Consider the following 23,937-nt stretch of genomic DNA (forward strand, 5'->3'; position numbering starts at 1 on the left):
GGGCTTTCACGACAGGCGCATCCTGGCTGTGTGACCTCGCACGGCACGTCCGGCCCCGGCCCGGCGGGCAGTACCGGGCGTCCGTCCGAGTACGGGGCTGCCGACGGGCCCGCTTCCGGCGCCCTGACGCGGGCCCTGGCCGAGACCTCGCTGCGGGCCGTCGAATCGGTCGGCGGGTACGCGGGGGGTGTCTACCTGCGGTCGGAGACACCCGGTCTGCTGCGGCTCGCGATCCTCGTGGGGCTGCCGGGGCCCCTGTTCCGTCCGTGGTGGCGCATGCATGCCAACCGGCCGTTCCCGGTGGCGGAGGTCCACCGCACGGGGCAGGCCGTCCACCTCGGCGACGTCGACGAGGCGATGCGGCGCTTCCCCCAGCTGGTGGCGAGCCTGCCGTTCCCCTTCGCCTCGCTGTACGCGCCCGTGGTAGCGGGGCGCGAGCGGTTCGGGGTCCTCGTGGCGCTGCGCGCGCCGAGACAGGGCGAGGGGGTGAGCGCGCGCGACCGGGGCCGGATGACCAGCGCTGCCCTCCGGCTCGGCGAGACGCTGGCCGCCCTCACGGCCCACGGCACCCCGGCGGAGTGGAACGGCGACCCCATCTGCGTACAGCTGTCCGCCGGATCCGCGCCGCCCGTGCGCTTCGGCTCCTTCGACTGGGACCTGGACTCGGGCACGGTCACCATGGACGACGGGCTGCGGGAGATCCTCGGCGCCGGCGTGACCTCGCCCTGCTCGATCGAGGTGCTCACCTCCCGGCTGGACCAGGAGGACGCGTACGCGCTGTGGGCGGCGGCGCTGCAGGCGACCGGCGAGGACGGCCGGCCCGCCGTGCGCAGGATCCGGCTGAAGGGTCCGGACGGCGGACTGCACCTCCTCGAGGTGTCGGCCACGGCCCGGCGGGACCCGCCGGAGGATGCCGGAGGCCGGCCCCGCACCGGCGGGCGGCTCGCGGGCACGCTCGTCGACCTGGGGACGGGCCTGGTCGGCTCGGACGCCACGGACCGGCTGCCCCGGGCGATCCTGGCGATCGACCGCCTGGGCCGGATCACCTACCTCAACGAACGGACGGAGCGGCTCCTCGGCCGGCCGCGCGGGGCGCTCGCGGGGCGGCCCCTGTGGGAGGCGCTGCCCTGGTTCGGCCTCCCCTTCCACGAGGAACAGCTCAGGGCCGCGCTGCTCTCCGACGAGCCGGTGCGCTTCCTGGCCCGCCCGGAGCGGGGCCGGTGGCTCACGGTCTCGCTGCATCCGGGGCGGGACGGCGTGACCATGGTCCTCCTTCCGGAGGAGGACCCGGCGGGGCTCGCACCCGACACGACGCCGGGCCGTCCCGGCAAGGCGCCCGGTCCCGACGCGCCGGACGGAGCGGGGCAATGGGGGCGACCTCCCCGAGCGTCGGACGACGGTCTCGGGGGCGAAGGCGACCGGGCGGCGGCGCTGTACCGGCCGGTGGCGCTGGCGATCGCCCTCTCGGAGGCCGTGACGGCCCGCCAGGTGTCGGCCGTCGTCACGGAGGAACTGCTGCCGGCCTTCGGCGGACGGCAGCTGGCGATCTATCTGCTGAGCGACCGGCGCCTGTACCTCGCCTGGGAAACCGGCTTCCCGCCGGGATTCCTCGAACCCTTCGACGGGGTCACGCTGGACTCCCGGATGCCGGGCGTGGAGACCCTCACGACGGGCCGGCCGCTCTTCTTCGAGTCGATGGACCAGCTGAGGCTGGCCTACCCGGAGCTCCCGCTCGACGCCCACACCGGAGCCCGGGCCTTCCTGCCGCTGATCGCCTCGGGCCGGCCTGTCGGTTCCTGCATCCTCGGCTTCGACCGCCCGAGGACGTTCAGCCCGGACGAGCGGACCGTGCTCACCGCCCTGGCGGGCCTGATCGCACAGGCCCTGTCCCGGGCACAGCGGTACGACACGGAGTCGGCGGTCGCGCGAGGGCTCCAGGACGCGCTGCTGCCGCACCAACTGCCGGTGCTGGCCGGGGTGGAGACGGTCGGACGCTATCTGCCGGGCACCGAGGGCATGGACGTGGGCGGCGACTGGTACGACGTGATCGAGACGGGGCACGACCGGCTGGCGCTCGTGATCGGCGACGTCCAGGGCCACGGGGTGGCGGCCGCGGCCACGATGGGGCAGCTGCGCAGCGCGGTACGGGCGTTCGCGCTGGGCGGCCAGCGGCCGCAGGAAGTCATGCGGGGCACCAACCGGCTCCTCATCGACCTGGATCCGGGCCAGTTCGCGAGCTGTTGCTACGTGCTCCTCGACCCGGGTACGGGAGAGGCCCGGGCCGTACGGGCCGGGCATCCGCAGCCGCTGCTGCTGCGCCCTGACGGGTCGACGGAGCTGGTCGAGCTGGCGGGCGGGGTGGTGCTGGGGATCGACGACCGGGCCTCGTACCCCGTGACGCGGTTGCGGCTCGCGCCCGGAGACGTCCTGGCGCTGTTCACGGACGGGCTGGTCGAGCGGCCCGGCACGGACATCGACGAAGGGATCGAGGGGCTGCGGCAGGCGCTCGCCTCGACGGGTTCGATGGCGCTCCCGGAGGCTGCGGACCGGCTGATCCGGGAAGCCCGGCAGGCCACGGCCCGGCCGGACGACATCGCGCTGCTCCTCGCGGCCCTCTGGCCCGAGACCCGCTGAGCCCGCCTGACCCGCCGAGCCCGCCGAGCCCGATGAGGCCGCGCCGGGGCGTCACCCGGTCGGGCCCGTGACGCTGGTCGGCCGCGACGGGCCCGGGGAGGCTGGGGGTGCCGTGCCGGATGAGGCCGGAGAAGCCGAGACGATCACGTCGGGGCGAACGAGTCAGGGCGGAAGCCCGAGGAGGACACGTGCAGCAGGACAAGCAGCCCGAGTACGGACCCGTGGTCTTCCGGGACCGGTCCGCCGGGTACGCCTTTCTGACCAGGTCCACGGCGACCAGCGAGCGGACCATCGAGTGGGACGACGGTCAGACGTACCCGGTGATCGACGTGGAGATCTCCTCCGAGAGCCACCCCTTCTTCACGGGAACGGCGCGCACCGTGGACTCCGAGGGCCGGATCGCGAAGTTCGAGCGTCGCTTCGGCGAAGGGAGTTGAGCGGCCCGGCCGGAGACCGGGGACCCGAGGAGACCGGTCTCTGAACTGGCCAGAAGGTGGCCAGTTCCCCTTCCAGGCCGAGGTGGACGGCCACAAGGAGCTGTTCGAGGGCGCGAAGGCCGTCCACCTGCTCGTCGCGGGCCTCGGGGACACCCTGCGGCCGCGCGAGATCGTGGCGGCGGCGGTGGCCTGCGGGGTGCGGCGCCTCGTCCTCCAGTCCTCCCAGCTGGTGGGACACGGCACGATTCCGTGTCCCACGGCTTCCTCCGTGACTTCGAGGCGGCCGTACGGGAGTCGGGGCTCGAGTGGACGGTGCTGCGGCCCGGCGGCTTCGCCTCCAACGCGTACCTCTGGGCCGAACAGGTACGCACCGCGCGGACCATCGCGTCCCCGTTCGCCGATGTGGCGCTGCCGGTGGTGGACCCGGCGGACATCGCGGAGGTCGCCGCGGCGGCGCTGCGTGATCCGGCGCACGCGGGACGCACGTACGTCCTGACGGGCCCGGCCGGGGTGTCGCCGCGCGAGCAGGCGCGGGACCTCGCCGAAGCCGTGGGCGAGCCGGTGGAGTTCGTGGCGCAGAGCGCGGCCGAGGCGCGGGCGCGTCTGGTGCGGTTCCTGCCGGCGGACGCCGTCGACGGCATGCTCGCGGTGATGGGCGAGCCCAGCGCGGAGGAACAGCATGTGAGCCCGGACGTGGAACGGGTCCTGGGGCGTGCGCCGCGCCCGTTCTCGGCGTGGGCGGAGCGGAACGTTCGCCTTCGCCTTCGCCTGAGGCGGGGCGGCGCCGGGGGCCGGGGCAGCCGCGTCGGCCGGGGCGGGGAGCTGCGCGTCCTGTGGACGGCGCTCCCCTGCCCCGCCGTGCGGGCGAGCGAGGGCCTCGGGCCCTCCGCTCGTGCTCCGCCGAGGCTACCGATCAGTGCTGCTGATCCCAGTGCTGCTGATCCGGCCTCTGGTCAAGCGCCTGATCAGGCCTTGACGATGCCGGACTCGGCGATCTTGATGGTGGCGCTGGTGCGGCCGGAGCCGGAGCCGAGGCCCTCGATCTTCTTGACCAGGTCCTGGCCCTCGACGACCTCGCCGAAGACGACGTGCTTGCCGTCGAGCCAGTCGGTGACGATCGTGGTGATGAAGAACTGCGAGCCGTTGCTGTTCGGGCCGGCGTTGGCCATCGAGAGCAGGAACGGGCGGTCGTGCTTCAGCTTGAAGTTCTCGTCGGCGAACTTCTCGCCGTAGATGCTCTTGCCGCCGGTGCCGTTGCCGCGGGTGAAGTCGCCACCCTGCAGCATGAAGTTCGGGATGACGCGGTGGAACGGGGAGTCGGCGTAGCCGAAGCCGTGCTCGCCGGTGCAGAGCTCGCGGAAGTTCTTCGCGGTCTTCGGGACGACGTCGTCGAAGAGCTTGAAGGTGATCCGGCCCGCGGGCTCGTCGTTGATGGTGATGTCGAAGTAAACGTTGTCGCTCATGGGGACATCCTGTCATTACTCACGCACGGCGCGCGCACGGGCTGCCTCCTCCCGTGTCACGGCGCGCCGGTGCCCCGCGCCACCCCTGGGGGCGCGGGGCACCGGTGGCCACGGTCCTGGCGAGAGGTCAGAGCAGTCCGCCGGCCTTGGGCGTCGGGAGGGCGCTCCCGGCGCCCTGGACGGTCTCCACGGTCTGGGTGACGGTCTCGACGCCCTGGTCCTCCTGGAGGAGGCCGGTGGCGCCGCCGAGGGGGTTCTCCGCGGCGCTGGCCGGCTGGGGCGGGGTGACGAGGGCGGTGACGACGCCTGCGGCGAGGGAGGCGATGGCGAGCATGCTGCGCTTCTTCATGCCCTGGTCAACTACTGAGGCGCCGAGGGGTTACGCCCGACTTCTCACCCAGACCAGCAGCACCAGCGAGGCGACGGCGGCGAGGGCGCACCACGTGGAGACGAACTCCGTGCGCCACAGCAGCGCGCAGACGACCGCTCCGGCTCCGGTCAGGAGCCCGAGCAGGCGCAGGATCCGGTCGCGGGCGAGCAGCAGCGCGCCGACCGTGGCGAGGAGATAGCCGGCGAGGAGCAGCGTCGCGTGCGGCAGGTCGACGACGTACCCGAGGGTGTGCCCGCGGATCTCGGCCGTGACCGGGCGGGCCGCGACGTGGTACGCGAGGACGGCGGCGGTCGCGAGCCCCGCGGCGAGCGGCACGAGCAGGCGGCGCCGGCCGGCGGGGCGCGCCGCCGTCAGGACGCCGGCCGGCACCCAGACGGGCAGGAGGGGCAGGGCGATCACGGCCCAGGCGAGGGTTGCCGAGCCCGCTCCTCCGCCGGAGCTCCAGACCGCGGACTCCACGACCTGGTGAACACCGAGCAGCAGGGGCAGGGCGGCGAGCGGCACGTCCCCGGCACGGCGTGCGGAGGCGATCGAGACCAGGCCGACGGCGCCGATCCCGAGGCCCGCCCAGAGATCGGCCGTCGCACTCCAGCACATAACGCACTTTTACCCCAAACCAGGTGGAACCGTATGGTTGTGGGTGGGTGTCTCTCTCAGTGACACCACTGTCCCCGGAGCAGGAGAAATTGGGGGACGTCATGCATCACCGTCACACTCTCGCGGCCGTCGCCGCAGGGATCCTCCTGACCGCCGGGATCGGCGCCACGATCCCGGCAGGCGCTTCCGATTCCCCGTCCCGCGCTTCGGCGCCACCGGCCATGGCCCAGGTCGTCGACGCCCGCTGGGGCGGACACGCCGGCTTCGACCGGATCGTCATCGACATACGGGGCGCCGTGCCCCCGGTCACCGTCCGGCAGGCGAGCGCACTGCACTACGACGGCTCGGGGCAGAAAGTACCTCTGGCGGGGAAGTACTTCCTGGAGATCGGCCTCTCCCCCGCCGCCGCCCACGACGACAACGGAAGGAATGTCTACGAGGGCCCCCGGCTGCTGAAGATCTATCTCCCGACCCTCAAGGGGCTCGCTCTCACCGGCGACTTCGAGGGTGTGGTCACGATCGGGGCCGCCTTCGACACCAAGCCCGCCTTCAAGACCTTCACGCTGCACTCCCCGGAGCGCCTCGTGATCGACGTCGCCCACCCGGTCGGCTGCCGCGTCTGACCGGACACGGGTACGGGTGGGGCCGTCCGGGCGGACGGCCCCACTCCTCGTCACTCCCCGGCTGCGCCGGTCTCCACGTACACGGTCGATCCGGTCCTGCGGGCCCGGTCGATCTCGGCGAGGCGGGTGAACTCGCGGGGGTTCATCTCGCGCTCCCACTCCGCGAGGCTGCGCACGCTGTACTCGCTGTGCTCGTCGGGGTCGAGGACGACGGCGGCGATCTGCTCGTCCGTCAGCTCGCCGCCGTCGAAGATGAAGCCGATGTGGTTGGCCGGCCACTCCTCGCCGCGGTCGGTCACGAAGTGGGTGCCGAGGAGACGCGGCTGCCCCGTGAAGACGAGTCCGGTCTCCTCCCGGCACTCGCGCAGGGCCGTCTCCCAGGGGGTCTCCCCCGGGTCCATGTTGCCGCCGGGCCACTGCCACAACTCGGTGCGGTAGGAGGCGCGGAGCTGGAACGGGCGGCCGCCCGTGTCGGTGAAGTACAGGCATGCGTACGCCGTCGCTCTCGGCAGGGTCGCGACGTACTCGACGGGCGGCAGCCAGATGTTCGCCATGGGCGGCTCTCTTTCGACGGGCCGGTGGGACTCCTCCATCCAATCGGCCCGTCGGCCGCTGTCCGGCCCGTGGCGGGGAGATCACCGGATCGTGTGATCACCGCGTCCGGCGGCCGGTCAGGCAGCGGAGACGAGACCCGACTCGTACGCGATGATGACCAGCTGCACACGGTCGCGGGCGTCGAGCTTGGCGAGCAGGCGCGTGAGGTAGGTCTTCGCGGTGGCGATGCTGATGTGGAGCTCGGCGGCGATCTCCGTGTTGGAGAGGCCGCGGCCGACGAGGGTGAGCACCTCGCGTTCGCGGTCGGTGATGCCCTCGGTGCCACGGCGGGGCTGAGCGGACGGCCGTCGCGGGCGGTCGGTGAACTCCTTGATGAGACGGCGGGTGACGCCCGGTGCGATGAGGGCGTCGCCCGAGGCGACGACCCTGACGGCGGCGAGGATGTCGTCGAGGGCCATGTCCTTGACGAGGAAGCCGGAGGCTCCGGCGTGCAGTGCCCCGTACACGTGGTCGTCGTCGTCGAAGGTGGTGAGGACGACGACCCGGGCGCCGGTGGGGCCCGAGGTGACGAGGCGGGTCGCCTCGATGCCGTCGGTGCCGGGCATCCGCAGGTCCATCACGACGACGTCGGCTCCGGTCTCCTCGGCGAGACGGACGGCCTCGGCGCCGTTCGCGGCCTCGCCGACCACGACGAGGTCGGGGGTGTCCGTCATGACCATCCGGAGCGCGGTGCGGACGAGGGGCTGGTCGTCGGCGAGGACGACACGGACGACGCCGGTGTCGACGGCCACGGCAGTGTGCTGCTCGGCGGTGGGGTCGGTCATCGGGCAGCGGCTCCTGTGCCTGTGGGGAGGGGAAGTCGGGCGGTGACGCGGAAGCCGCCGCCGGGGCGGGGGCCCGCGGTGAACTCCCCGTGCAGCAGGGCGACGCGCTCGCGCATGCCCGCGAGGCCGTAACCGGAACCACCGCCGGGGCGTTCGCGCTCCCGGCCGGCGGTCGGACCGCGGTCCTCGACGGTGACGGCGACGACGACGGGGTCCCGGTGGTCGACGGTCACCGTGCAGGTGTCGGCGCCGGAGTGGCGCACGACGTTGGTGACGGACTCCTGGACGAGCCGGAAGGCGGAGAGGTCGATGTCCGGGGGCAGGCGGCAAGGGGCGCCGATCCGGCGGACGGTGACGCGGACCCCGGCGGCCCCGGTGACCTCGGCGAGCCGGTCGAGCGCGGAGAGACCGGACATCTCGGGGAGGGCGGAGGCCGTCCCGGGGAGGACCGGTGTCGTCTCGGCGGGGGCGGTGTACGGGTCGGGGGCGGTGTACGGGTCGGGGGCGGCGGGCGCCTCCTCGGTACGCAGGGCGCCGAGCATGCGGCGCAGTCCCGCCAGGGTCTCGCGGCTCGCCGTCTCGATCTCCGCGAGGGCCTGCCGCGCTCCCTCGGGCTGCGTGTCGATGACGCGCCGGGCCGCGCCCGCCTGGAGGGCGACGATGCCGATGCTGTGCGCGACCGTGTCGTGCATCTCACGGGCGATGCGCAGCCGTTCGGCGGTGACGGCCTGCGCGGCGGCCTGGGCCCGGCTGCGTTCCGCGTAGGTACGGCTCTGGTGCTCGGAACGGCCGAGGAGCCAGGCGACGACGGCGATCAGGGCCACGGCGAGTTCGGTGGTGGTGCCGACGGTCCAGCCGCGGAGCAGCCGGACGGCCAGGTAGCCGGCGAGGACTCCGAGGGCGAGGAGAAGCGCCCGGACGGCCTCCCGGGGCGGCCGGACGACGGCGATGACGTACAGGGCGACGTCGACGGCGAGGTACTGGGCGAACGGGATGGCGTCGACGCCGAGCGGGGTGCAGGCGACGACCGCGGCGACGAGGAGGAACCGGAGCGCGGCGGCCGGACGGCGGGTCAGGAGGGCGCTGCCCCGCAGCGCGAGGCCGGTGGCGACGAGCAGCATGGTGACGCCGTCCCAGCGCAGCAGGATCACGCCGGGCATGACGTCCGCCGCGCTCTGGCCCGGCAGCCGGAGCCGCAGGAGACCGGTGAAGAGCAGGCCCGCGAGCCAGGCGAGTGCGGCCCAGCCGCCCGGCGTGGCCCTCTTGAGGAACGGCGCTGACGGGGTGGCGGACATGCGGTGATCTTAGAAGGGCTCCCTCGGCCGGCGCATCGGACCGGAGGTGTACGACCACGGGTGACAGTGCCGGCCGCCGATTGTCCGTGCTGGTCCGATGCCCCGGGAGGGGCCCGGGCGGCACGGTGGTGCACATGATCGAAGTCAGGGAACTCACCAAACGCTACGGCTCCACGACCGCCGTCGACGCGCTCACGTTCACCGTCCGGCCGGGGCTCGTGACCGGATTCCTCGGGCCCAACGGATCAGGGAAGAGCACGACCCTGCGGATGGTCCTGGGGCTGCACACGCCGACGAGCGGCTCGGTGAAGGTCGACGGGCGGCCCTTCACGGACCGGCCGCGCGGCCTCCGGCACGTCGGCGCGCTCCTCGACGCCGGGGACGTGCACGACGGGCGGACCGCACGGGCGCATCTGGCGGTCCTCGCGCGCGGCAACCGCATCCCGCTCTCCCGGGTCGACGAGGTGCTGGAGGAGGTCGGTCTCGCGGGGGCGGCCCGGCGCCGGATCGGCGGGTACTCGCTCGGGATGCGGCAGCGGCTCGGGATCGCGGGCGCGCTGCTCGGCGACCCGCCGGTGCTGCTGTTCGACGAGCCGCTCAACGGGCTGGACCCGGAGGGCGTGAAGTGGGTGCGGGGGCTGTTCCGGCGCCTCGCGGCGGAGGGCCGCACGGTCTTCGTCTCCAGCCATCTGATGACGGAGATGGAGCACACGGCGGACGAGCTGGTCGTCATCGGCCGGGGTGAGCTGATCGCGGCGGAGAGCCTGTCGGAGTTCGCCGCCCGAGGGGCCCGGCTGAGCGTGACGGTCGGAACGCCCGATGCGCCGGTGCTGACGCCGCTGCTGCTCGCGGAGGGGGCGGAGGTGGCGCGGGACGGCAGGCTGCTGACGGTCACGGGGCTCTCCGCGGCCCGGATCGGCGAGCTCGCGCTGGAGCACCGGGTGCTGCTGGACCAGCTGACCACCCGTACCGCCTCCCTTGAGGAGGCGTTCATGGAACTGACCGCCGACCGTGTCGAATACCTGGCTGGAGACGCCCGATGACCACTCTCGACCTTCGTGCGGCTTCCGTCGTGGAGCCCCGTGCCCGTTTCCGCGACCTGGTCGCGTCGGAGTGGCTGAAGCTGTGGTCGCTGCGGTCGACGGGCTGGGCGCTGCTGTTGAGCGCGCTGGCCGTGGTCGGCTTCAACTTCGGGACCGCCTGGGACCACTACCGCTACTGGTTCCAGTACGACGGGCAGAGCCGGGCCGACTTCAAGGCGAACGAGATGGGGCTCTGGGACGCCTTCACGGGGAACGCGTCGATGGTGCTGATCCTCTGCGCCGGCGCGATGGGGGCGGTGGCGGTGGTCGGCGAGTACTCCAGCGGGCTGATCCGGACGACCTTCGCGGCGGTGCCGGCCAGGGGCTCGGTGATGGCGGCGAAGGTGCTGGTCGTGGCGGTCGTGCAGACCGTGTTCGGGGTGGCGGTCGCGGCCGGTTCGTTCTGGTCGACGCAGGCGATGCTGTCGGCGCGGGACATCGGCCTGCCGATCACGCATCCGGGGGCACTGCGGATCGTCGTCGCGTCCGCGCTCCTCGCTCCGGTCTGCGCGCTGGCGGGTATGGCGATCGGCGCGCTGCTGCGGAAGAGCGCGATCTCGATCGTCGGCTCGGTGGTGGTGCTCCTGCTGCTGCCGTCGGCGCTTTCGGACCAGCGGCACCTCACGGCGGTGCTGGCCCACACGACGCCGCTGCACGCGTGGCGGCGGCAGGTGCCGGTGGGGCTGGGCGAGGACCCGTACCCGTGGACGACCGGCGCCGCGTGGCTGGTGTACGGGCTGTGGGCGCTCGGCGCGGCCGTGGTGACGGTGCTGGCGGTGCGGCGCCGGGACCAGTAGGGGTCAGAGGGGCCGCCGCAACCGGCGGCGGACGAGGTGCTCGTGGACGAGGCGCCCGGTGAGGGCGCCTCCGTACACGACGAAGCCGACGCCGACGAGCCAGGACTGCAGGACGAGGACGGTGCCGAACTGGCCGTAGGTGACGGCGTTGGAGGCGATGAGCGGGGAGAAGACGAGCTGGGAGAAGATCCGCAGCCCGAGGAGACCGAGCGCGGTGAGGGCGGCGCCGGGGGCGAGGGCGCGCCAGCGGATGCGGCCGCAGAGGAGGAAGCGCTGCGACCACCAGAAGAAGAGGAAGGTGCCGAGGAGATCACCGAGGGCGACGACGGTGGTGATGCGGGCCGGGGCGTCGTCCGGCGCGGGGAAGGCGACGAAGAGGAGCAGGGACGCGACGAGGACGGCGAGCCACACGACGTGCCGCCACATGGTGTGCCAGCGGGCGGTGGGGAGGTCCCAGGCCCGCTCGTAACCGGTCTGGACGGCGGACCCGAAGGTGACGCCGAACGCGGCGAGCGCGGCGAGACCGAAGGCGGTGGTGCGCTGGAGGGCCTGCCCGGGCTGGCCGAAGAGCCGCTCGACCTCCTCCTCCGAGACATCGGAGACGCCGAGGCCCTGGACGAGCCAGCGGGCGAAGCCCTGGCCGCTGGCGAGGTCGGCCGCCGCGACGACGATGAGCAGCGGCACGAGGGTGAGCAGGCTGAGTGCCGCGAAGCCCATGGCGCGGTGCATGAGTTCCATCGCGCGCCCGCGGTTCCAGGCGAGGCCGACCGATGAGGCGAGCACTCGCGTGTGGAGGCGGTGAAACCAGTGACCGTGCTCGGCGGGGGAACCGTCGTCCGGCGGACCGGGAGTGGAGGGCATGGTTCGTGGGGTACCCGCCCCGAGGCCCGGACACCTCCGACGTGAGGCCGAACGGGTGCCGCTCGTCGTGGTGGCGCGGCCCGGTGGACGGAGTCAGCAGCCCGTCAGCGGGTGAGGGGGCGGGCTCCGGGACCCGGCCGGACGGTGACGTCCCGGGGTGCGAGGGTGGCCTGCTCCTCGCCCTCGCACTGGACGACCACACGGACCGGTGCCCCGCAGTCGGTGTGCCGGATGTCGAGCACGGCTCCCTCGGGATCGCCCGCGTACGTGTCGCCCCACTGCTTCAGGGCGAGGAGTACGGGCCAGAGGTCGACGCCCTTGGGGGTGAGCCGGTACTCGTACCGGGTGCGGGCGCCCGGTTCGCGGTAGGGCTCGGCGCGCAGGACGCCGGCCGCGACGAGCTTGCGGAGGCGGTCGGCGAGGACGGCCTCGGAGAGACCGAGGTGGCGCCGGAACTCGTCGTAGCGGCGGAGCCCGTTGAAGGCGTCCCGCAGGATGAGCAGGCTCCATTTCTCGCCGACGAGGTCGAGGGTGCGGCGGACCGAGCAGTTCTCGGTGTCCGTCTCCAGCCACTTCATCGTCACACTGTAGCCACCTGACTGCTCCGTTGACAGTCAGCTGACGGGAGAGCTAGCTTCGCCGTACAGAGTCAGCCGGGCGAGTGGGAGCGGAGTGGTGACGGTGCGGTCACGGACGGTCGAGTGGCAGGACGCCGGGGCCAGTGCCCGGGCCGCGAAGACGATGGCGGGGCTCGACTTCCTGCGCGAGATGGTGGCCGGACGGCTGCCCGGCCCCCCGATCGCCGCGCTGCTCGGCTTCGGCCTCGAGGAGGTCGAGGACGGCCGGGCCGTCTTCGCCTTCGAGCCGGGCGAGGAGCACTACAACCCGATCGGCAGCGTCCACGGCGGGGTGTACGCGACCCTGCTCGACTCGGCCGCCGGCTGCGCCGTGCACTCGACGCTCCCCCAGGGCACGGCGTACACCTCGCTCGATCTGTCGACCCGCTTCCTCCGGCCCATCACGATGGACACCGGCAAGGTGCGGGCGATCGGGACCGTGCTGTCGCGGGGCCGCCGCACCGCGCTGGCCGAGGCCGGCCTGTACGACGCGGAGGACCGTCTGCTCGCGCACGCGACCAGCACCTGCATGCTGTTCCCCATGCCCGCGTAAGGCCTGCCGGACAGGCCCCGGTCGGCGGGGTTCAGCGGGAGCCGGGGACCGGGATGGTGCGGGTGCAGCCGTCCGGGGCGATGTCGGGGACGCCGTTGGCCTGGAGCGCCGCGCTCACCAGCGTGGCGAGCAGGTCGATGTCCGAGCCCATGTCCAGACGGACCGTCACCCAGCCGGACCCGGCACGCAGGCGGACCGCGCTCGACCCCAGGAGCGCCGGGCGCAGCTTCGCGACCATGGCCCTGGTGAGATGGACGTCGGCCTCGTGCTCCCCGTGGAAGTGCACGATCTCCTGTGTCGCGGTGCCCAGGCCGAGCTCGGCACCGCAATGGGTGCGGCCGGGGGTCAGCGAGGGCCAGCTCATCAGACGTTCACTGGCATGCCTTGCCGTGTTCATACCGAGGAGCGTGCCGGGCCGCGGGGCCGCGCACAAGCGTCCTGGCGAAAGAATCCCGCGCAGTTGCGAAACAAGCCATGAACTTGGCGAAGTGACCGTGTGTCACGAGGCGCGAGGGCCGGGAGTGGTGCGGCGTCACGCCGTCGGGCGGGCGCGGACGCGGGCCGCCAGGACGGCCACGTCGTCCTCGGCGCGGTGGGCGCCGAGGCGGCGGAGCACCTCGTCGACGACCTGGTGGGGACCGGGGTCCGGCGGGAGGCGGAGCGCGGCGAGGCGGGCCAGCGACATGTCGATGTCCTCGCCCCGGCGCTCGACGAGGCCGTCGGTGAAGAGCAGCAGCGTCTCGGCAGGTGTGAGCGGGCGGGTGGTGGGCTCGTAGCCGCCGACGCCGGTGCCGAGCGGCGGGCCCACCGGGAGGTCGACCAGCGCCGCCGAGCCGTCCGCGCCGAACACGGCGGGCGGCAGGTGTCCCGCGTTGGCGAAGGTCGCGGTCCCGCGCGCCGGATCGACCCGGACGAGCAGGCAGGTCGCGGGGCGGCGCGCGTCGTCCTCGGCGACCACGGAGTCGAGGTGGCGCAGGACCCGGTGCGGCGGCAGGTCGGTGCCTGCGACCTCGCGGAGCGCCGTCCGGTAGGCGTTCATGTCGACGGCCGCGTCCAGACCGTGCCCCATCACGTCGCCGACGACGAGGAGGGTGCGGCCGAAGTGGAGCCGTACGGTCTCGAACCAGTCGCCGCCGACGAGGGTGCGGACCCCTGCGGGCAGGTAGCCGCCCGCGATCTCCAGGTTGGGGTGCGGCCGGCCCGGCTCGGCGACCAGGGCGCGCTGGAGGTGGAGGGCGGTGTCCTCGGTGGCGGCGAGGCGGCGGGCGTGGCCGATGTGCCGGGCGGCGAGCCGCGCGGCGTGATGGACGGTGGCGGCCTCCTCGGCGGTGAAGGGGACGCCGTCGACACGGGTGGCGGTGACCGTCCCGAAGGGCGTCTCGTCCTCGGCGACGGCGAGTGCGGCGGTCAGCGCGGCGGGGAGGGTCCGCCCCGACGGGTGAGGCTCCGAGGAGATGCGCGCCGTCGCGGCGCGGCGCGGTGGGCCGCCGTGCTCGGCGGCGAGCTCGACCACCACCGAGCCGCCGAGCCGGCGCACGAGGAAGGCGGCGAGTTCACGGCAGGTGTTCGTCTCGTCGAGCGTCGTGCCGATCTCGCCGATCGCCCGCTCCATGGCCCGCACCCTGGCCAGGAGGGCCTCGTCCCGTTCCGCCACGACACCTCCACCGCCGCGCGGCTCTCCGGGCGGTGCGCCCGGTCCCCCCCCATTGCACCAGCGGGTCGCGGCCCGCGCGCGGGCACGGACCTCGCGCGGAACGGTTGTGCGGTGCTGCCGGATCTGATCAAGTACCCCTGAGGCTACTGGCCGGTAAGGTTTTCGCTCCCCGGGGGGACAGGCATGACGACCGGATTCTTCAGCTCCGTGGACGATGTCGCCGAGCGGCTCGCCGCGACCGGTTACCTGGCGTCGCGGGCCGTCGCCACCACCGTCTTCCTCGCCGACCGGCTCGGGAAGCCGCTCCTGGTCGAGGGACCCGCCGGGGTCGGCAAGACGGAGCTGGCCAAGGCGGTCACGGAGGTGACGGGCGCCCGGCTCGTCAGGCTCCAGTGCTACGAGGGCGTCGACGAGTCCCGGGCCCTGTACGAGTGGAACCACGCCAAGCAGCTGCTGCGGATCACGGCCGGCCGAGGCGAGTCCTGGGACGAGACCCGCACGGACATCTTCTCCGAGGAGTTCCTGCTGGCCCGCCCGCTGCTCACCGCCATCAGGTCCGAGGAGCCGACCGTCCTCCTCGTCGACGAGACCGACAAGGCCGACATCGAGGTCGAGGGCCTGCTCCTGGAGGTGCTCAGCGACTTCCAGGTGACCGTTCCCGAGCTCGGGACGATCGCGGCGACGCGGCGGCCCTTCGTGGTCCTCACCTCGAACGCGTCCCGGGAACTCTCCGAGGCACTGCGCCGGCGGTGCCTCTTCCTGCACATCGGCTTCCCCGAGGAGGAGCTGGAGCGCCGGATCGTGACGCGCAGGGTGCCCGGGCTCGACGCCGCGCTCGCCGCGTCTGTGGTCCGCGTCGTGGGGGCGCTGCGGGCCATGGACCTGCGCAAGGCGCCGTCCGTGTCCGAGACGATCGACTGGGCGCGCACCCTGCTGGCGCTCGGCGCGGACCGGCTGGACGAGGGGGTCGTACGGGACAGCCTGGGGGTGCTCCTCAAGCACCAGGAGGACATCGTGCGGGCCGCGGCCAAGCTCGACCTGGACGCGGTGTGAGCCCGACGGAAGCGGCCGGGCCGCCGCCTTCGGCCGGCACGAGGCCTCCGGATGGGACGGTGGAGCGGCTCACCGGTCTGGTGGCGGCGCTGCGCGACCACGCCTTCGGGATCGGGACGGGCGAGACCGTGGACGCGGGGCACGCCCTTGAGGCGGTCGGGTTCACGGACCGCGAGCGGGTGCGGGAGGCGCTGGCGGCGACGCTGCTCCACGGGGAGCGGCAGCGGCCCGTCTTCGACCGGGTCTTCGACCTGTACTTCCCGCTCGGCGGCGACGGCGACGGCGACAGCAGCGGCGATCGGACGGCGCCCGACGGCACGGCGGCCGGGCTCGCCGAGCTGCGGGAGCGGCTGGCGGCAGCTCTCACCGCCGACGACGGGGCCGCCCTCGCGCTGCTGGCCGCCGAGGCGGTGGGCGGGTTCGGCGGCTACGGCTCCGGCCCGGAGACGGACGGCTGGTCCTCGTACCGGACACTCTCCCGCCTGCGCCCCGAGACGCTCCTCGCGCGGGTGCGGGAGGCGCTGCGGAGCGAGGAGCCCGAGTTCGCCGACCGGCTGCTCGACGACGAGATCCGGCGCCGGATCGAGGCCTTCCGCGAGCGGGTCCGGACGGAGGCGCGGCGGCGGGTCGCCGAGCGTCAGGGCCGCGACCGGGTGGCGCGGCGGGCGGTCGCGGGGACGGCGGACGGGGTGGACTTCCTGCTCGCCGGGCGGGCGCAGCTGGACGATCTGCGGCGCACGGTACGGCCGCTGGCGCGGAAGCTGGCCACCCGGCTGGCGGCCCGCCGGCGCCGGGCGGCGCGCGGCGAGATCGACCTGCGGCGGACGCTGCGCCGCTCGTTGTCGACCGGGGGCGTCCCGGTCCGTCCGGTGCTGCGGCGGCGCCGGCCGGGGCGGCCGGAGTTGGTGCTGCTCTGTGACGTGTCGGGGTCGGTGGCCGGTTTCGCGCAGTTCACGATGCTGCTGGTGCAGGCCCTGCACGACCAGTTCAGCCGGGTACGGGTCTTCGCCTTCGTCAATCGGGTCGACGAGGTGACCGGGCTGATCGCCCGGGGCGCGGCGGACCCGGCGGGGCTCGGCGACCGCATCCTCGCGGAGGCGGAGCTGACCGGCTGGCACGGGCAGAGCGACTACGGGACGGCGCTCGGGGAGTTCGCCGACCGGTACGCGGAGGCTGTCGGCCCGCGCACGGTGCTCTTCGTCCTCGGCGACGCCCGGACCAACCGCGCCGACCCCAACCTCGCGGCGCTCAAGCGGGTCGCGGACCGGGCGCGCCGGGTCCACTGGCTCAATCCCGAGCAGCCCTCGCTGTGGGGCACGGGCGACTCGGAGGCCCCGGCCTACGCCGAGATCGTGGACATGCGCCCCTGCCGCAACGCCCGCCAGCTCGGCGCGCTGATCGGCCGTCTGTTGCCGGTCTGACAGAGGTGTGCCGGTAGGGGGGTCCTACGGGGGCCGGTTGTCCCGTACAAGGGCGCCGATTAGCGTGGCCTCCATGGAACTTTTGGGAGACATGGTCGCCGGCCGACCTCTGTACGTCGTCGCCGTGAAGGAGGAGGCGCAGTTCCTCGACACCGATCTGCCCGTGCTGCTGACCGGCATGGGGAAGGTGAACGCGGCGAGCGCGCTCGCGACCGTGCTCGGCCGGGGGCCGCGGCCCTCCGGGATCGTGAACCTCGGGACCGCCGGGGCGCTGCGCCCGGGCTTCATGGGGACGCACGTCGTCGGCACCGTCCTCCAGCACGACTTCGACGGCGCGCTCCTGGCCACGCTGACCGGTGAGACGTACGGCGAGCCGCTGACCCTGCCCGACGGCGGTGACGTGGTCCTGGCCACCGGGGACGCGTTCATCGCGGACGAGGCCTCCCGGGCCCGGCTCGCGGAGCGGGCGGCGCTCGTCGACATGGAGGGCTACGCGCTGGCCACGGTCGCGCAGCTGGCCGGGGTGCCGCTGCGGATGGTCAAGCATGTCAGCGACGAGGCCGGCGACGGCGCGGCCCGCACCTGGCGCGAGTCGGTCGCCGAGTGCGCGCGGGCGCTGGCGGACTGGGCGGCGGCGAACACCCCGTACCGCGTCTGACGCCCGAAGGCCCCGACCTTTGCGGTGAGCCGCCGAGGCGGCCCCGGCGGCTCCCCGTACATGATCAGCGGTGCTGGAAGTGGACCTCCGGGTGGTCCGGGGTCGGTCCGTCGAGGACGGGCCGTGCGAGGCCCCGCAGGTGCCGGTCGAAGAAGGCGGCGACGTACGTACGGGTGACGGCGACGGCCCGGTCGGCGGGCAGCGTCGGCCCGGGCAGGCCGAAGCGGTCCTGGATCACCGGGTAGTCGGAGAAGGTGAAGTGCTCCGAACCGGCCACGGTGATCCACCGCTTCCAGCCGTCGAGCGTGGGCCACACCCGGTCCCAGCTGGTGTCCTGCCCGCCGGGGAGGTGCGTCCCGTCGTGGGTGCCGAGCATCATGAACGGCCTGCCGCGCAGGCCCTCCGCCGGCAGGTCCTCCCAGAAGGCACCGTCCATGTTGATCCCGGCGTCGATGCGCGGGTCGGCAGCCATGGCGGTGGCCGCGCTCGCCCCGCCGATCGAGTGGCCCGCCATGCCGACGCGGCGCGCGTCGATGACGCGGGCGTGGTGCCAGGCGGGGCGGGGACCGGTGAGCCGGTCCAGGACGAAGCGCATGTCGGCGGCGCGGGTGGCGGTCACCACGCTCGCGTGGACGCCTCCCTCGTCGAGCGCCGTGCAGGCGACGCAGGTGAGGGTCCGGCCGCCGGGGACGGAGATGCCGTACGACTCGTAGGCGTGGTCGACGGAGGCGACGACGTAGCCGCGCGAGGCGAGGTCCTCCGCGAGGTGGCTGAGCGTCCAGCGGGAGGCGCCGAAGCCGGGCGAGAGCAGTACGAGCGGATGGCGGCCGGGGGCGGGCCGGGCGTCGGTCGCACCGTGGGTGCGCATCCGGGCGAGCGCGTCGCCCGGGACGGCGTCGCCGACGCCGAGCGCCTCGATCAGGAGCCGTGCCTCCTCGCCGGTGGCGTACGGGGCGGGGCGCCCCGCCCCGGGCCGCGCGGCCGGGTAGTGGAGGGTGACCATCAGTTCGCGCCCGGCGGCGGTGGGCACCCAGGGGTCGGTACGGGACCGGTCGACGAGCGGCAGGACCGCGCGGCCGATGGCGTACGCCCCCGTGGGCGCGGGCAGCGCGGGCCGTGCGGTGTCCGGAGCGACGGCCGGGACCGGGGCGGTGGCGAGGGCCGGGGCGGTGGCCGTGACCGGAGCCGCGACGGAGGGGCCCGCCGTGGCGAGGGCCGCGGGTAAGGCGAGGGAGCAGGCGAGGGCGGCGGCCGCGGCCGCGCGGGTGAATCGGATCATGTGTCGCACGCTAGAGGCGGCGGCCGGGGCGGCGCGTCCTCCCACAGGCGCATGTCCGGTCAGACCGGCGGCTGACCCGCGCTAGGGCCTGTCCGACGGATCAGGGCCCCGGCCATGATCCGTCGGACAGGCCCTGGTCCGCCCTGCTCCCAACTCCCCTCCCTCGGTGGCGTGCTGACGCTCCCACCTGCCGGGACGGCCTTGACAGCGCGGAAGCCCGCCTGCCTATGGTGAGACGTTCCTTCCCGGACGGCCGGGACGTGGGGACCGGAGCCGGGGGAGGCGCACGTGCACGCGATGAACGCGTCGCCGCGCGGGCCCGTCCGGCCGGAGGCACCGCTCGTCTGCCGGCGGCACGTCGACTTCTGCCGTACCTCCTCGGCCATCTGTCCTTCCCTCAGCGCCTGAACCCGCTCCTCGTGGGTCCGCGCGTTCCGTGACGCCCCGTCGCCCGGCCGCACGCCGGCGCGCCTCCGCGCGCCCGAGTCCGTGCCCGCCGCGCGCTCCCGTCTTCCGGAAGGACTCCTCCCATGCCCCGCCCCGCCCTGCGCCTGGCCGTCGAACTCGACGGCGACGGTGCCCATCCGGCCGCCTGGCGCCGCGCCGCGCACGCCCCCGGCGAGCTGCTGTCCCCGCGGCGGCTCGCCCGGACCGCAGCCGCCGCCGAGAACGCCGGCTTCACCCTCGTCACCCTGGACGACTCGATCCTGCCGCCGGCCTCCGGCGCCGGCCCGGTCGGCCGGATCGGCGCGGTCGAACGCGCCGCCTTCGTCGCCGCCTCGACGAGCGTCGTCGGGGTCGCCCCCGTCGTCGCCACGACCTACGCCGAACCGTTCCACGTCTCCTCGCAGCTGTCCTCCCTCGACCACGTCTCGGCCGGCCGCGCCGGCTGGGTGGTCGGCGCCGAGGAGGACCCGTCCGCCGCGCGGGCCTGGGGCCGCCCTCTCGTCGAGGGTCCCGAGGCCCTGGCCCGTGAGGCCCGCGACGGCGTGCGGGTCGTCCGCGACCTGTGGGACTCGTGGGAGGACAACGCGGTCATCCGGTCCGTGGCCACGAGCCGCTACCTGGACCGCGAGCGGCTCCACGCCGTCGACTTCACCGGCGAGACCTACTCGGTGAAGGGCCCGTCCATCGTGCCGCGCCCCCCGCAGGGCCGTCCCGTGGTCCTCGCCCGCCAGGGCCTCGTCCCGGCCGAACTCACCGATGTGGCACTGGTCGGCGGGACGACCGCGAAGGAGACCGGGGCTGCGGGCGACGCGGCGAAGGCCGCCGGCGTGCCGCTGGCCTTCGCCGAGATCGAGGTGGCCCTCGACACCCCGCGCGACACGGCCCGGGAGCGGATCGCCGATCTGGAGCGGTACTCCCCCTGGGAGGAACGCCCCGGCCGGCTCCGGTACACCGGTTCCGCCGAGGGGCTGGTGGTCCTCCTGGCGGAGCTCGCCGCCTCCGTCGACGGCGTGCGGCTGCTGCCCCTGGTCCTCGACGAGGACCTGTCGGTGCTCTCCCGCCTCGTCCTGCCCGAGCTGTTCGTCCGGCGGCTCGCGACACGCCCGCTGCCGGGCACCACCCTCCGGACGTCCCTGGGCCTCCCCCGGCCCGCGAGCAGGTTCGCGACCGCCACCACTCTCGTCCGGGAGGAGACCCGATGACCCGCACCGATCCCACCGACGTCCCCCGTCCGGACGCCCGGCTCCACTTCGGCGTGTTCTTCCAGGGCGTCAACCACTGGACGATCTGGTCGGACCCGTCGAGCGGTTCGCAGATCGATCCGGCCTCGTTCCTCCGGGTGGCGCGGACCGCCGAGCGCGGCCTCTTCGACGCCTTCTTCCTCGGCGACGGGCAGCGGCTGCGCGAGTCGGAGGGCGGCATCCACGAGCTCGACGTCGCCGGTCGCCCCGACTCGATCACCCAGCTGTCGGCACTCGCCGCCGGAACCGACCGCATCGGCCTCGTCTCCACCTCCAACACCACCTACAACGAGCCGGCCGACCTGGCCCGGCGCCTCTCCGGGCTCGACCTGCTCTCCGGCGGCCGGGCCGGCTGGAACATGGTGACCACGCACAACGCCTGGACCGGGGAGAACTTCCGGCGCGGCGGATTCCTCGACCACGCCGACCGCTACACCCGCGCCGAGGAGTTCCTCTCCGTGGCGCGCGCCGTGTGGAACGGCTGGTCGGAGGAGGCGGTGGCCGCGTCCGCCGACGCGCGTTCCTGGTCGGTGCCGGGGGCGGTCGGGCGCGTACGGTCGCGCGGGGCGCACTTCGACGTCGATCTCGCCCCGACCCTGCCGCGCAGCGCCCAGGGCCACCCGGTGATCTTCCAGGCCGGGGACTCCGGTGAGGGCCGGGACTTCGGCGCCCGGAACGCGGACGTGATCTTCTCAGCGCACGGACTGGACTTCGACGACGCCCTGGGCTTCGCCGAGGACCTCCGGCGGCGGCTGCGGGCGGCCGGGCGGCCCGAGGGCGCGCTGCGGATCCTGCCGGGTACGGAGATCATCATCGGCGCGACGGAGAAGGAGGCGGAGGAGAAGGCCCGCTGGGTCCGCCTCGAACAGGTCACTCCCGCCGTGGCCCTCGGCATCGCGGGCCGCCTGTGGAACATCGACCTGTCGGGGCGGGACGCCGACGGCCCCCTGCCGGCCGAGGATCCCGTGATCGCCGAGTACACCGGAAAGTTCGGGTCGAGCAGGTTCAGGGACACGCTGGCGACGGTCGCCGAGTGGCGGGCGAAGGCGGAGGCCAACGGCTGGTCGCTGCGGGAGGCCGTGATCGAACTCGGCCCGCAGCGCGGGCACGTCGGCACCCCGGCGGGGCTCGCGGAGAAGTTCGCGCGGTTCGTCCGGTACGGCGCGGTCGACGGCTTCAACGTCTCGCCGTACCTGGTGCCGGAGGGGCTCGACGACATCGTGGACCTGCTCGTGCCCGAGCTCCAGGAGCGCGGGGTGTACCGGACCGCGTACACGGGGACGACGCTCCGCGAGCATCTGGGGCTCGCGCCGGTGGAGTGACGCGCGGGGGCGGGGTGGGGGAGTGGGGTGGGGGCGCTGCGTCCGATCGCTCCCCCACCCCACGCCCCCGCCGTACCCCGCTCCCCCTTACCCCGCTGCCCCCTTACCCCGCTGCCCCGCTCCCCCGTATCCCCGCACTCCCCGTTCGTACGGCCTCCCGGACTCAGCCGAGGGGCAGTTCCAGGAACGACGGCTCGCCCTCCGGTGAGCCGAAGGCGGTCTGCGTCCAGGTGACGGTGGCCCCGCCGTACAGCGGGTCCATGCTGTCGACGACCAGCATCAGCCGGTGGCCGTCGGGGATGTCGTACGCGGCGGCCTGGAGGTGCCAGGTCACGGTGGCGTCCTGTTCGGGCGTCAGGCCGTACACGTTGAGCGGTTCGTGGGTGATGATCCGGGCCGTCTCGTCCTCGGCGACGTCCAGGAGGTGGGCGACGAGCCCGGCCTGCGTGGACGTCGAGCGGACCGTGAGGCGCAGGCGCGGGATCCCCCGGACGCGGCGGGCCGCGCGCCCCTCCCCCTCGGACGCGCGGAGCGGCTCCGTCGTCCAGGCCACGGCGTGCCGGCGGTCGATCTTGCGGGTGTCGTAGATCTTGGGGTTGCCGCCCCACTCCGCCTGGCCCGTCTTCATGAGCGGCAGGTCCATGGCGGTGGCTTCCGTGTCGACGCCCGCGACGAACACGCGCCGCCAGCCGGACTCCTCCTGCGGGACCTGCTCCCCGCCGGCGCGCGGGACGAGCAGGCCGTCCGCGCCGCCGGCCCCGTCGCCGGTCAGACCGAACACCTCGACGCCGGTGGTGACCTCGCTCCAGTCGGCCCGGCTCTCGCGGATCGCGGGTTCGACGATCCGGTTCTCCCCGGTCGGTGCGCCGGTCCCGTCGAGGACCGGTTCGGTGAGGTAGGTGAACATCACCTGGCTGGAGACGTTCTCCCACTCCTCGACCCCGTTGTGCTCGCCCTTGAGGTGGTGGTCGAGCCAGGCGTACGCCTCCTCCATGGGGACGTTGGCCTTGCGGGGCTGCGTACCGATGAGCGCCGGGCCCTCGGGGGCGGCGTGGTCGCCGATCCAGAGGTTGAGCCGCTTGGGCACCCGCAGGCCCTCGAAGGTCGTCAGGACCTGGTTGACCGGGAAGAGGCTCTCGTGCCAGGTGTTGGAGAAGAAGGTGGGCGTCTCGTTCTCGTTGGTGAGGGGCAGATACGACTCGGGGGCGCGCTTGCGGCCCCACTTGACGACCTCGTCCAGATTCCGGGCGGCCCGGAAGTCGGCGAGGATCCGCTGGTTGTCCTCGTCGAACTTCTCCTCGACCGGACCGCCCGTGAGCGAGAGCAGCGCCTCCACGGCAGCGACGTGGCGGACCTCGTTGTCGTAGAGGCTGGTGGCGAGGTTGCCCCAGGTGCTGAGGGCGACGACGGCCGAGACGCGGCCGTCGTGGGCGGCGACGAGCTGGCTGATGCCGGAGCCGTAGGACTCTCCGAGGAATCCGATGGTGCTCGGGGCGAGGTGCTCCACCGCGAAGTCGATGACGGCCGAGCCGTCGGCCCAGTCGTGGGGCCCTGCGACGTCGACGAGGCCTTCGGAGGTGGAGGGCAGTCCGGGGAAGCCGAGGCCGCGGGGCGTGTACGCGAGGACGTGGTAGCCCCTGCGCGCCAGGCTGAGGTACGCCCAGAGGAACAGCGGCCAGCCGAAGGGGGTCCAGCCCGCGGGGACGACGACGAGCGGGTGCGGGCCCGGGCCGAGCTGCCGGAGGCTGAAGGCGGAGAGCCCGATGCCGTCGGTGGACTCGATGCGGTGGTACGCGGGCCATGCCAGGCCGCGGACCTCCTCGACGTGCGCGGCGAGTTCGGCCGGGAGCAGCGAGTCGGCGCTCGCCAGGCCGGGGGTGCCGCCGCCGAGGAGTGCGGTGGCGAGGGTCTGGCCGAGGCGGACGGCGTCGGGGTTCACGGTTCCGTCGGCGGCCCAGAGGCCGCTCCCGCTGCCGATGCCGCTTCCCGCGATGCGGGCGGTGTCGGCGGCCGTGAGGCCCACGGTGCCGTCCGGGAAGCCGGGGAAGTCTTCGGACGAGCCGGTGGTGAAGGGGTTGTCCTGGGGCACGTGCACCCGTTCCTCTCGAGTGGACTGCAGACTGTCCGCGCTGC

23 protein-coding genes are annotated in these 23,937 nt (G+C 74.0%); 11 read left to right on the plus strand and 12 right to left on the minus strand.

What is annotated here, in order from left to right; genetic code table 11:
- The first annotated feature begins 30 nt into the window (after nt 1-30).
- Nucleotides 31-2,634 (plus strand): SpoIIE family protein phosphatase, encoded by a 2,604-nt coding sequence (locus DEJ46_RS02115; protein ID WP_411757707.1) that lies wholly within the window; start codon nt 31-33, stop codon nt 2,632-2,634.
- Between the two features lie 188 nt (nt 2,635-2,822).
- A complete protein-coding gene (locus DEJ46_RS02120; protein ID WP_150263882.1) occupies nt 2,823-3,071 on the plus strand; it encodes a type B 50S ribosomal protein L31 in 249 nt (82 codons plus the stop codon).
- A gap of 965 nt (nt 3,072-4,036) precedes the next feature.
- Here the strand turns inward: DEJ46_RS02120 and DEJ46_RS02130 are convergent.
- The 3 genes from DEJ46_RS02130 to DEJ46_RS02140 form a co-directional block, all read right to left on the minus strand.
- Nucleotides 4,037-4,534: a peptidylprolyl isomerase gene (locus DEJ46_RS02130; RefSeq protein WP_150263883.1), complete on the minus strand. Its 498-nt coding sequence runs from the start codon at nt 4,532-4,534 to the stop codon at nt 4,037-4,039.
- A 127-nt stretch (nt 4,535-4,661) separates the two neighbouring features.
- The gene (locus DEJ46_RS02135) at nt 4,662-4,883 is read right to left on the minus strand and encodes a hypothetical protein (protein ID WP_150263884.1); all 222 of its coding nucleotides are present in this window, start codon (nt 4,881-4,883) and stop codon (nt 4,662-4,664) included.
- A gap of 30 nt (nt 4,884-4,913) precedes the next feature.
- Complete coding sequence (locus DEJ46_RS02140; protein ID WP_150263885.1) at nt 4,914-5,522, minus strand: DUF6629 family protein; 609 nt, start codon at nt 5,520-5,522, stop codon at nt 4,914-4,916.
- 101 nt (nt 5,523-5,623) lie between these two features.
- Between DEJ46_RS02140 and DEJ46_RS02145 the strand changes: the two genes are divergently transcribed.
- Nucleotides 5,624-6,145: a hypothetical protein gene (locus tag DEJ46_RS02145; RefSeq protein WP_150263886.1), complete on the plus strand. Its 522-nt coding sequence runs from the start codon at nt 5,624-5,626 to the stop codon at nt 6,143-6,145.
- 50 nt (nt 6,146-6,195) lie between these two features.
- Here the strand turns inward: DEJ46_RS02145 and DEJ46_RS02150 are convergent, their stop codons facing one another.
- The 3 genes from DEJ46_RS02150 to DEJ46_RS02160 form a co-directional block, all read right to left on the minus strand.
- Nucleotides 6,196-6,699: an NUDIX domain-containing protein gene (locus tag DEJ46_RS02150; protein ID WP_150263887.1), complete on the minus strand. Its 504-nt coding sequence runs from the start codon at nt 6,697-6,699 to the stop codon at nt 6,196-6,198.
- 117 nt (nt 6,700-6,816) lie between these two features.
- Nucleotides 6,817-7,524: a response regulator gene (locus tag DEJ46_RS02155; RefSeq protein ID WP_150263888.1), complete on the minus strand. Its 708-nt coding sequence runs from the start codon at nt 7,522-7,524 to the stop codon at nt 6,817-6,819.
- On the minus strand, nt 7,521-8,819 hold the full coding sequence (locus DEJ46_RS02160; protein WP_150263889.1) for a sensor histidine kinase: 1,299 nt from the start codon (nt 8,817-8,819) through the stop codon (nt 7,521-7,523). Before DEJ46_RS02160 ends, DEJ46_RS02155 begins: the two co-directional genes overlap by 4 nt.
- A gap of 134 nt (nt 8,820-8,953) precedes the next feature.
- Here DEJ46_RS02160 and DEJ46_RS02165 point away from each other — a divergent pair, with 134 nt between their 5' ends.
- Together DEJ46_RS02165 and DEJ46_RS02170 are read left to right on the plus strand one after the other, a co-directional pair.
- Nucleotides 8,954-9,862: an ABC transporter ATP-binding protein gene (locus DEJ46_RS02165; protein WP_150263890.1), complete on the plus strand. Its 909-nt coding sequence runs from the start codon at nt 8,954-8,956 to the stop codon at nt 9,860-9,862.
- Nucleotides 9,859-10,698 (plus strand): ABC transporter permease subunit, encoded by an 840-nt coding sequence (locus tag DEJ46_RS02170; protein ID WP_150263891.1) that lies wholly within the window; start codon nt 9,859-9,861, stop codon nt 10,696-10,698. Before DEJ46_RS02165 ends, DEJ46_RS02170 begins: the two co-directional genes overlap by 4 nt.
- Nucleotides 10,699-10,701: 3 nt before the next feature.
- On the opposite strand, the gene DEJ46_RS02175 is transcribed toward DEJ46_RS02170, so the two are convergent.
- Both DEJ46_RS02175 and DEJ46_RS02180 read right to left on the minus strand, forming a co-directional pair.
- Complete coding sequence (locus tag DEJ46_RS02175; protein WP_150263892.1) at nt 10,702-11,559, minus strand: YhjD/YihY/BrkB family envelope integrity protein; 858 nt, start codon at nt 11,557-11,559, stop codon at nt 10,702-10,704.
- 104 nt (nt 11,560-11,663) lie between these two features.
- Nucleotides 11,664-12,137: a winged helix-turn-helix transcriptional regulator gene (locus DEJ46_RS02180; protein WP_150263893.1), complete on the minus strand. Its 474-nt coding sequence runs from the start codon at nt 12,135-12,137 to the stop codon at nt 11,664-11,666.
- Between the two features lie 163 nt (nt 12,138-12,300).
- On the opposite strand from DEJ46_RS02180, the gene DEJ46_RS02185 reads away from it, so the two are divergent.
- Nucleotides 12,301-12,729, plus strand: coding sequence for a PaaI family thioesterase (locus tag DEJ46_RS02185; RefSeq protein ID WP_223835426.1), 429 nt, complete (start codon nt 12,301-12,303; stop codon nt 12,727-12,729).
- A gap of 31 nt (nt 12,730-12,760) precedes the next feature.
- Here DEJ46_RS02185 and DEJ46_RS02190 read toward each other — a convergent pair whose 3' ends face one another.
- Nucleotides 12,761-13,126 carry a luciferase family protein gene (locus DEJ46_RS02190; RefSeq protein ID WP_223834457.1) on the minus strand — a complete coding sequence of 122 codons (366 nt, stop codon included), beginning with the start codon at nt 13,124-13,126 and terminating at the stop codon, nt 12,761-12,763.
- A gap of 135 nt (nt 13,127-13,261) precedes the next feature.
- The gene (locus DEJ46_RS02195; RefSeq protein WP_150263894.1) at nt 13,262-14,383 is read right to left on the minus strand and encodes a PP2C family protein-serine/threonine phosphatase; all 1,122 of its coding nucleotides are present in this window, start codon (nt 14,381-14,383) and stop codon (nt 13,262-13,264) included.
- 183 nt (nt 14,384-14,566) lie between these two features.
- Here DEJ46_RS02195 and DEJ46_RS02200 point away from each other — a divergent pair, with 183 nt between their 5' ends.
- From DEJ46_RS02200 to DEJ46_RS02210, 3 genes are all read left to right on the plus strand, one after another.
- Complete coding sequence (locus tag DEJ46_RS02200; protein ID WP_150263895.1) at nt 14,567-15,436, plus strand: AAA family ATPase; 870 nt, start codon at nt 14,567-14,569, stop codon at nt 15,434-15,436.
- A gap of 59 nt (nt 15,437-15,495) precedes the next feature.
- Nucleotides 15,496-16,857 carry a VWA domain-containing protein gene (locus DEJ46_RS02205; protein WP_150263896.1) on the plus strand — a complete coding sequence of 454 codons (1,362 nt, stop codon included), beginning with the start codon at nt 15,496-15,498 and terminating at the stop codon, nt 16,855-16,857.
- Between the two features lie 73 nt (nt 16,858-16,930).
- Nucleotides 16,931-17,515, plus strand: a complete 585-nt coding sequence (locus tag DEJ46_RS02210) for a nucleosidase (protein WP_190622383.1) — start codon at nt 16,931-16,933, stop codon at nt 17,513-17,515.
- A 64-nt stretch (nt 17,516-17,579) separates the two neighbouring features.
- On the opposite strand, the gene DEJ46_RS02215 is transcribed toward DEJ46_RS02210, so the two are convergent.
- Entirely contained in the window at nt 17,580-18,794 is a 1,215-nt protein-coding gene (locus tag DEJ46_RS02215) for an alpha/beta hydrolase family protein (protein ID WP_150263898.1), read from the minus strand.
- A 530-nt stretch (nt 18,795-19,324) separates the two neighbouring features.
- Here DEJ46_RS02215 and DEJ46_RS02220 point away from each other — a divergent pair.
- Complete coding sequence (locus DEJ46_RS02220) at nt 19,325-20,443, plus strand: LLM class flavin-dependent oxidoreductase (RefSeq protein ID WP_150263899.1); 1,119 nt, start codon at nt 19,325-19,327, stop codon at nt 20,441-20,443.
- Complete coding sequence (locus DEJ46_RS02225) at nt 20,440-21,804, plus strand: NtaA/DmoA family FMN-dependent monooxygenase (protein ID WP_150263900.1); 1,365 nt, start codon at nt 20,440-20,442, stop codon at nt 21,802-21,804. Before DEJ46_RS02220 ends, DEJ46_RS02225 begins: the two co-directional genes overlap by 4 nt.
- Nucleotides 21,805-21,967: 163 nt before the next feature.
- On the opposite strand, the gene DEJ46_RS02230 is transcribed toward DEJ46_RS02225, so the two are convergent.
- Nucleotides 21,968-23,893 carry a CocE/NonD family hydrolase gene (locus tag DEJ46_RS02230; protein ID WP_223834458.1) on the minus strand — a complete coding sequence of 642 codons (1,926 nt, stop codon included), beginning with the start codon at nt 23,891-23,893 and terminating at the stop codon, nt 21,968-21,970.
- Nucleotides 23,894-23,937 lie beyond the last annotated feature (44 nt).

It is taken from the genome of Streptomyces venezuelae, assembly GCF_008642375.1.
Classification (GTDB): domain Bacteria; phylum Actinomycetota; class Actinomycetes; order Streptomycetales; family Streptomycetaceae; genus Streptomyces; species Streptomyces venezuelae_G.

Bases quoted from the DNA above. Each gene is read 5' to 3' on its own strand.
- DEJ46_RS02210 (WP_190622383.1), top strand. From the start codon at position 16,931: ATGGAACTTTTGGGAGACATGGTCGCCGGCCGACCTCTGTACGTCGTC.
- DEJ46_RS02220 (WP_150263899.1), top strand. From the start codon at position 19,325: ATGCCCCGCCCCGCCCTGCGCCTGGCCGTCGAACTCGACGGCGACGGT.
- DEJ46_RS02190 (WP_223834457.1), bottom strand. From the start codon at position 13,126: ATGAACACGGCAAGGCATGCCAGTGAACGTCTGATGAGCTGGCCCTCG.
- DEJ46_RS02160 (WP_150263889.1), bottom strand. From the start codon at position 8,819: ATGTCCGCCACCCCGTCAGCGCCGTTCCTCAAGAGGGCCACGCCGGGC.
- DEJ46_RS02165 (WP_150263890.1), top strand. From the start codon at position 8,954: ATGATCGAAGTCAGGGAACTCACCAAACGCTACGGCTCCACGACCGCC.
- DEJ46_RS02175 (WP_150263892.1), bottom strand. From the start codon at position 11,559: ATGCCCTCCACTCCCGGTCCGCCGGACGACGGTTCCCCCGCCGAGCAC.
- DEJ46_RS02185 (WP_223835426.1), top strand. From the start codon at position 12,301: ATGGCGGGGCTCGACTTCCTGCGCGAGATGGTGGCCGGACGGCTGCCC.
- DEJ46_RS02225 (WP_150263900.1), top strand. From the start codon at position 20,440: ATGACCCGCACCGATCCCACCGACGTCCCCCGTCCGGACGCCCGGCTC.
- DEJ46_RS02130 (WP_150263883.1), bottom strand. From the start codon at position 4,534: ATGAGCGACAACGTTTACTTCGACATCACCATCAACGACGAGCCCGCG.
- DEJ46_RS02150 (WP_150263887.1), bottom strand. From the start codon at position 6,699: ATGGCGAACATCTGGCTGCCGCCCGTCGAGTACGTCGCGACCCTGCCG.
- DEJ46_RS02145 (WP_150263886.1), top strand. From the start codon at position 5,624: ATGCATCACCGTCACACTCTCGCGGCCGTCGCCGCAGGGATCCTCCTG.
- DEJ46_RS02170 (WP_150263891.1), top strand. From the start codon at position 9,859: ATGACCACTCTCGACCTTCGTGCGGCTTCCGTCGTGGAGCCCCGTGCC.
- DEJ46_RS02155 (WP_150263888.1), bottom strand. From the start codon at position 7,524: ATGACCGACCCCACCGCCGAGCAGCACACTGCCGTGGCCGTCGACACC.
- DEJ46_RS02200 (WP_150263895.1), top strand. From the start codon at position 14,567: ATGACGACCGGATTCTTCAGCTCCGTGGACGATGTCGCCGAGCGGCTC.
- DEJ46_RS02135 (WP_150263884.1), bottom strand. From the start codon at position 4,883: ATGAAGAAGCGCAGCATGCTCGCCATCGCCTCCCTCGCCGCAGGCGTC.
- DEJ46_RS02215 (WP_150263898.1), bottom strand. From the start codon at position 18,794: ATGATCCGATTCACCCGCGCGGCCGCGGCCGCCGCCCTCGCCTGCTCC.
- DEJ46_RS02140 (WP_150263885.1), bottom strand. From the start codon at position 5,522: ATGTGCTGGAGTGCGACGGCCGATCTCTGGGCGGGCCTCGGGATCGGC.
- DEJ46_RS02180 (WP_150263893.1), bottom strand. From the start codon at position 12,137: ATGAAGTGGCTGGAGACGGACACCGAGAACTGCTCGGTCCGCCGCACC.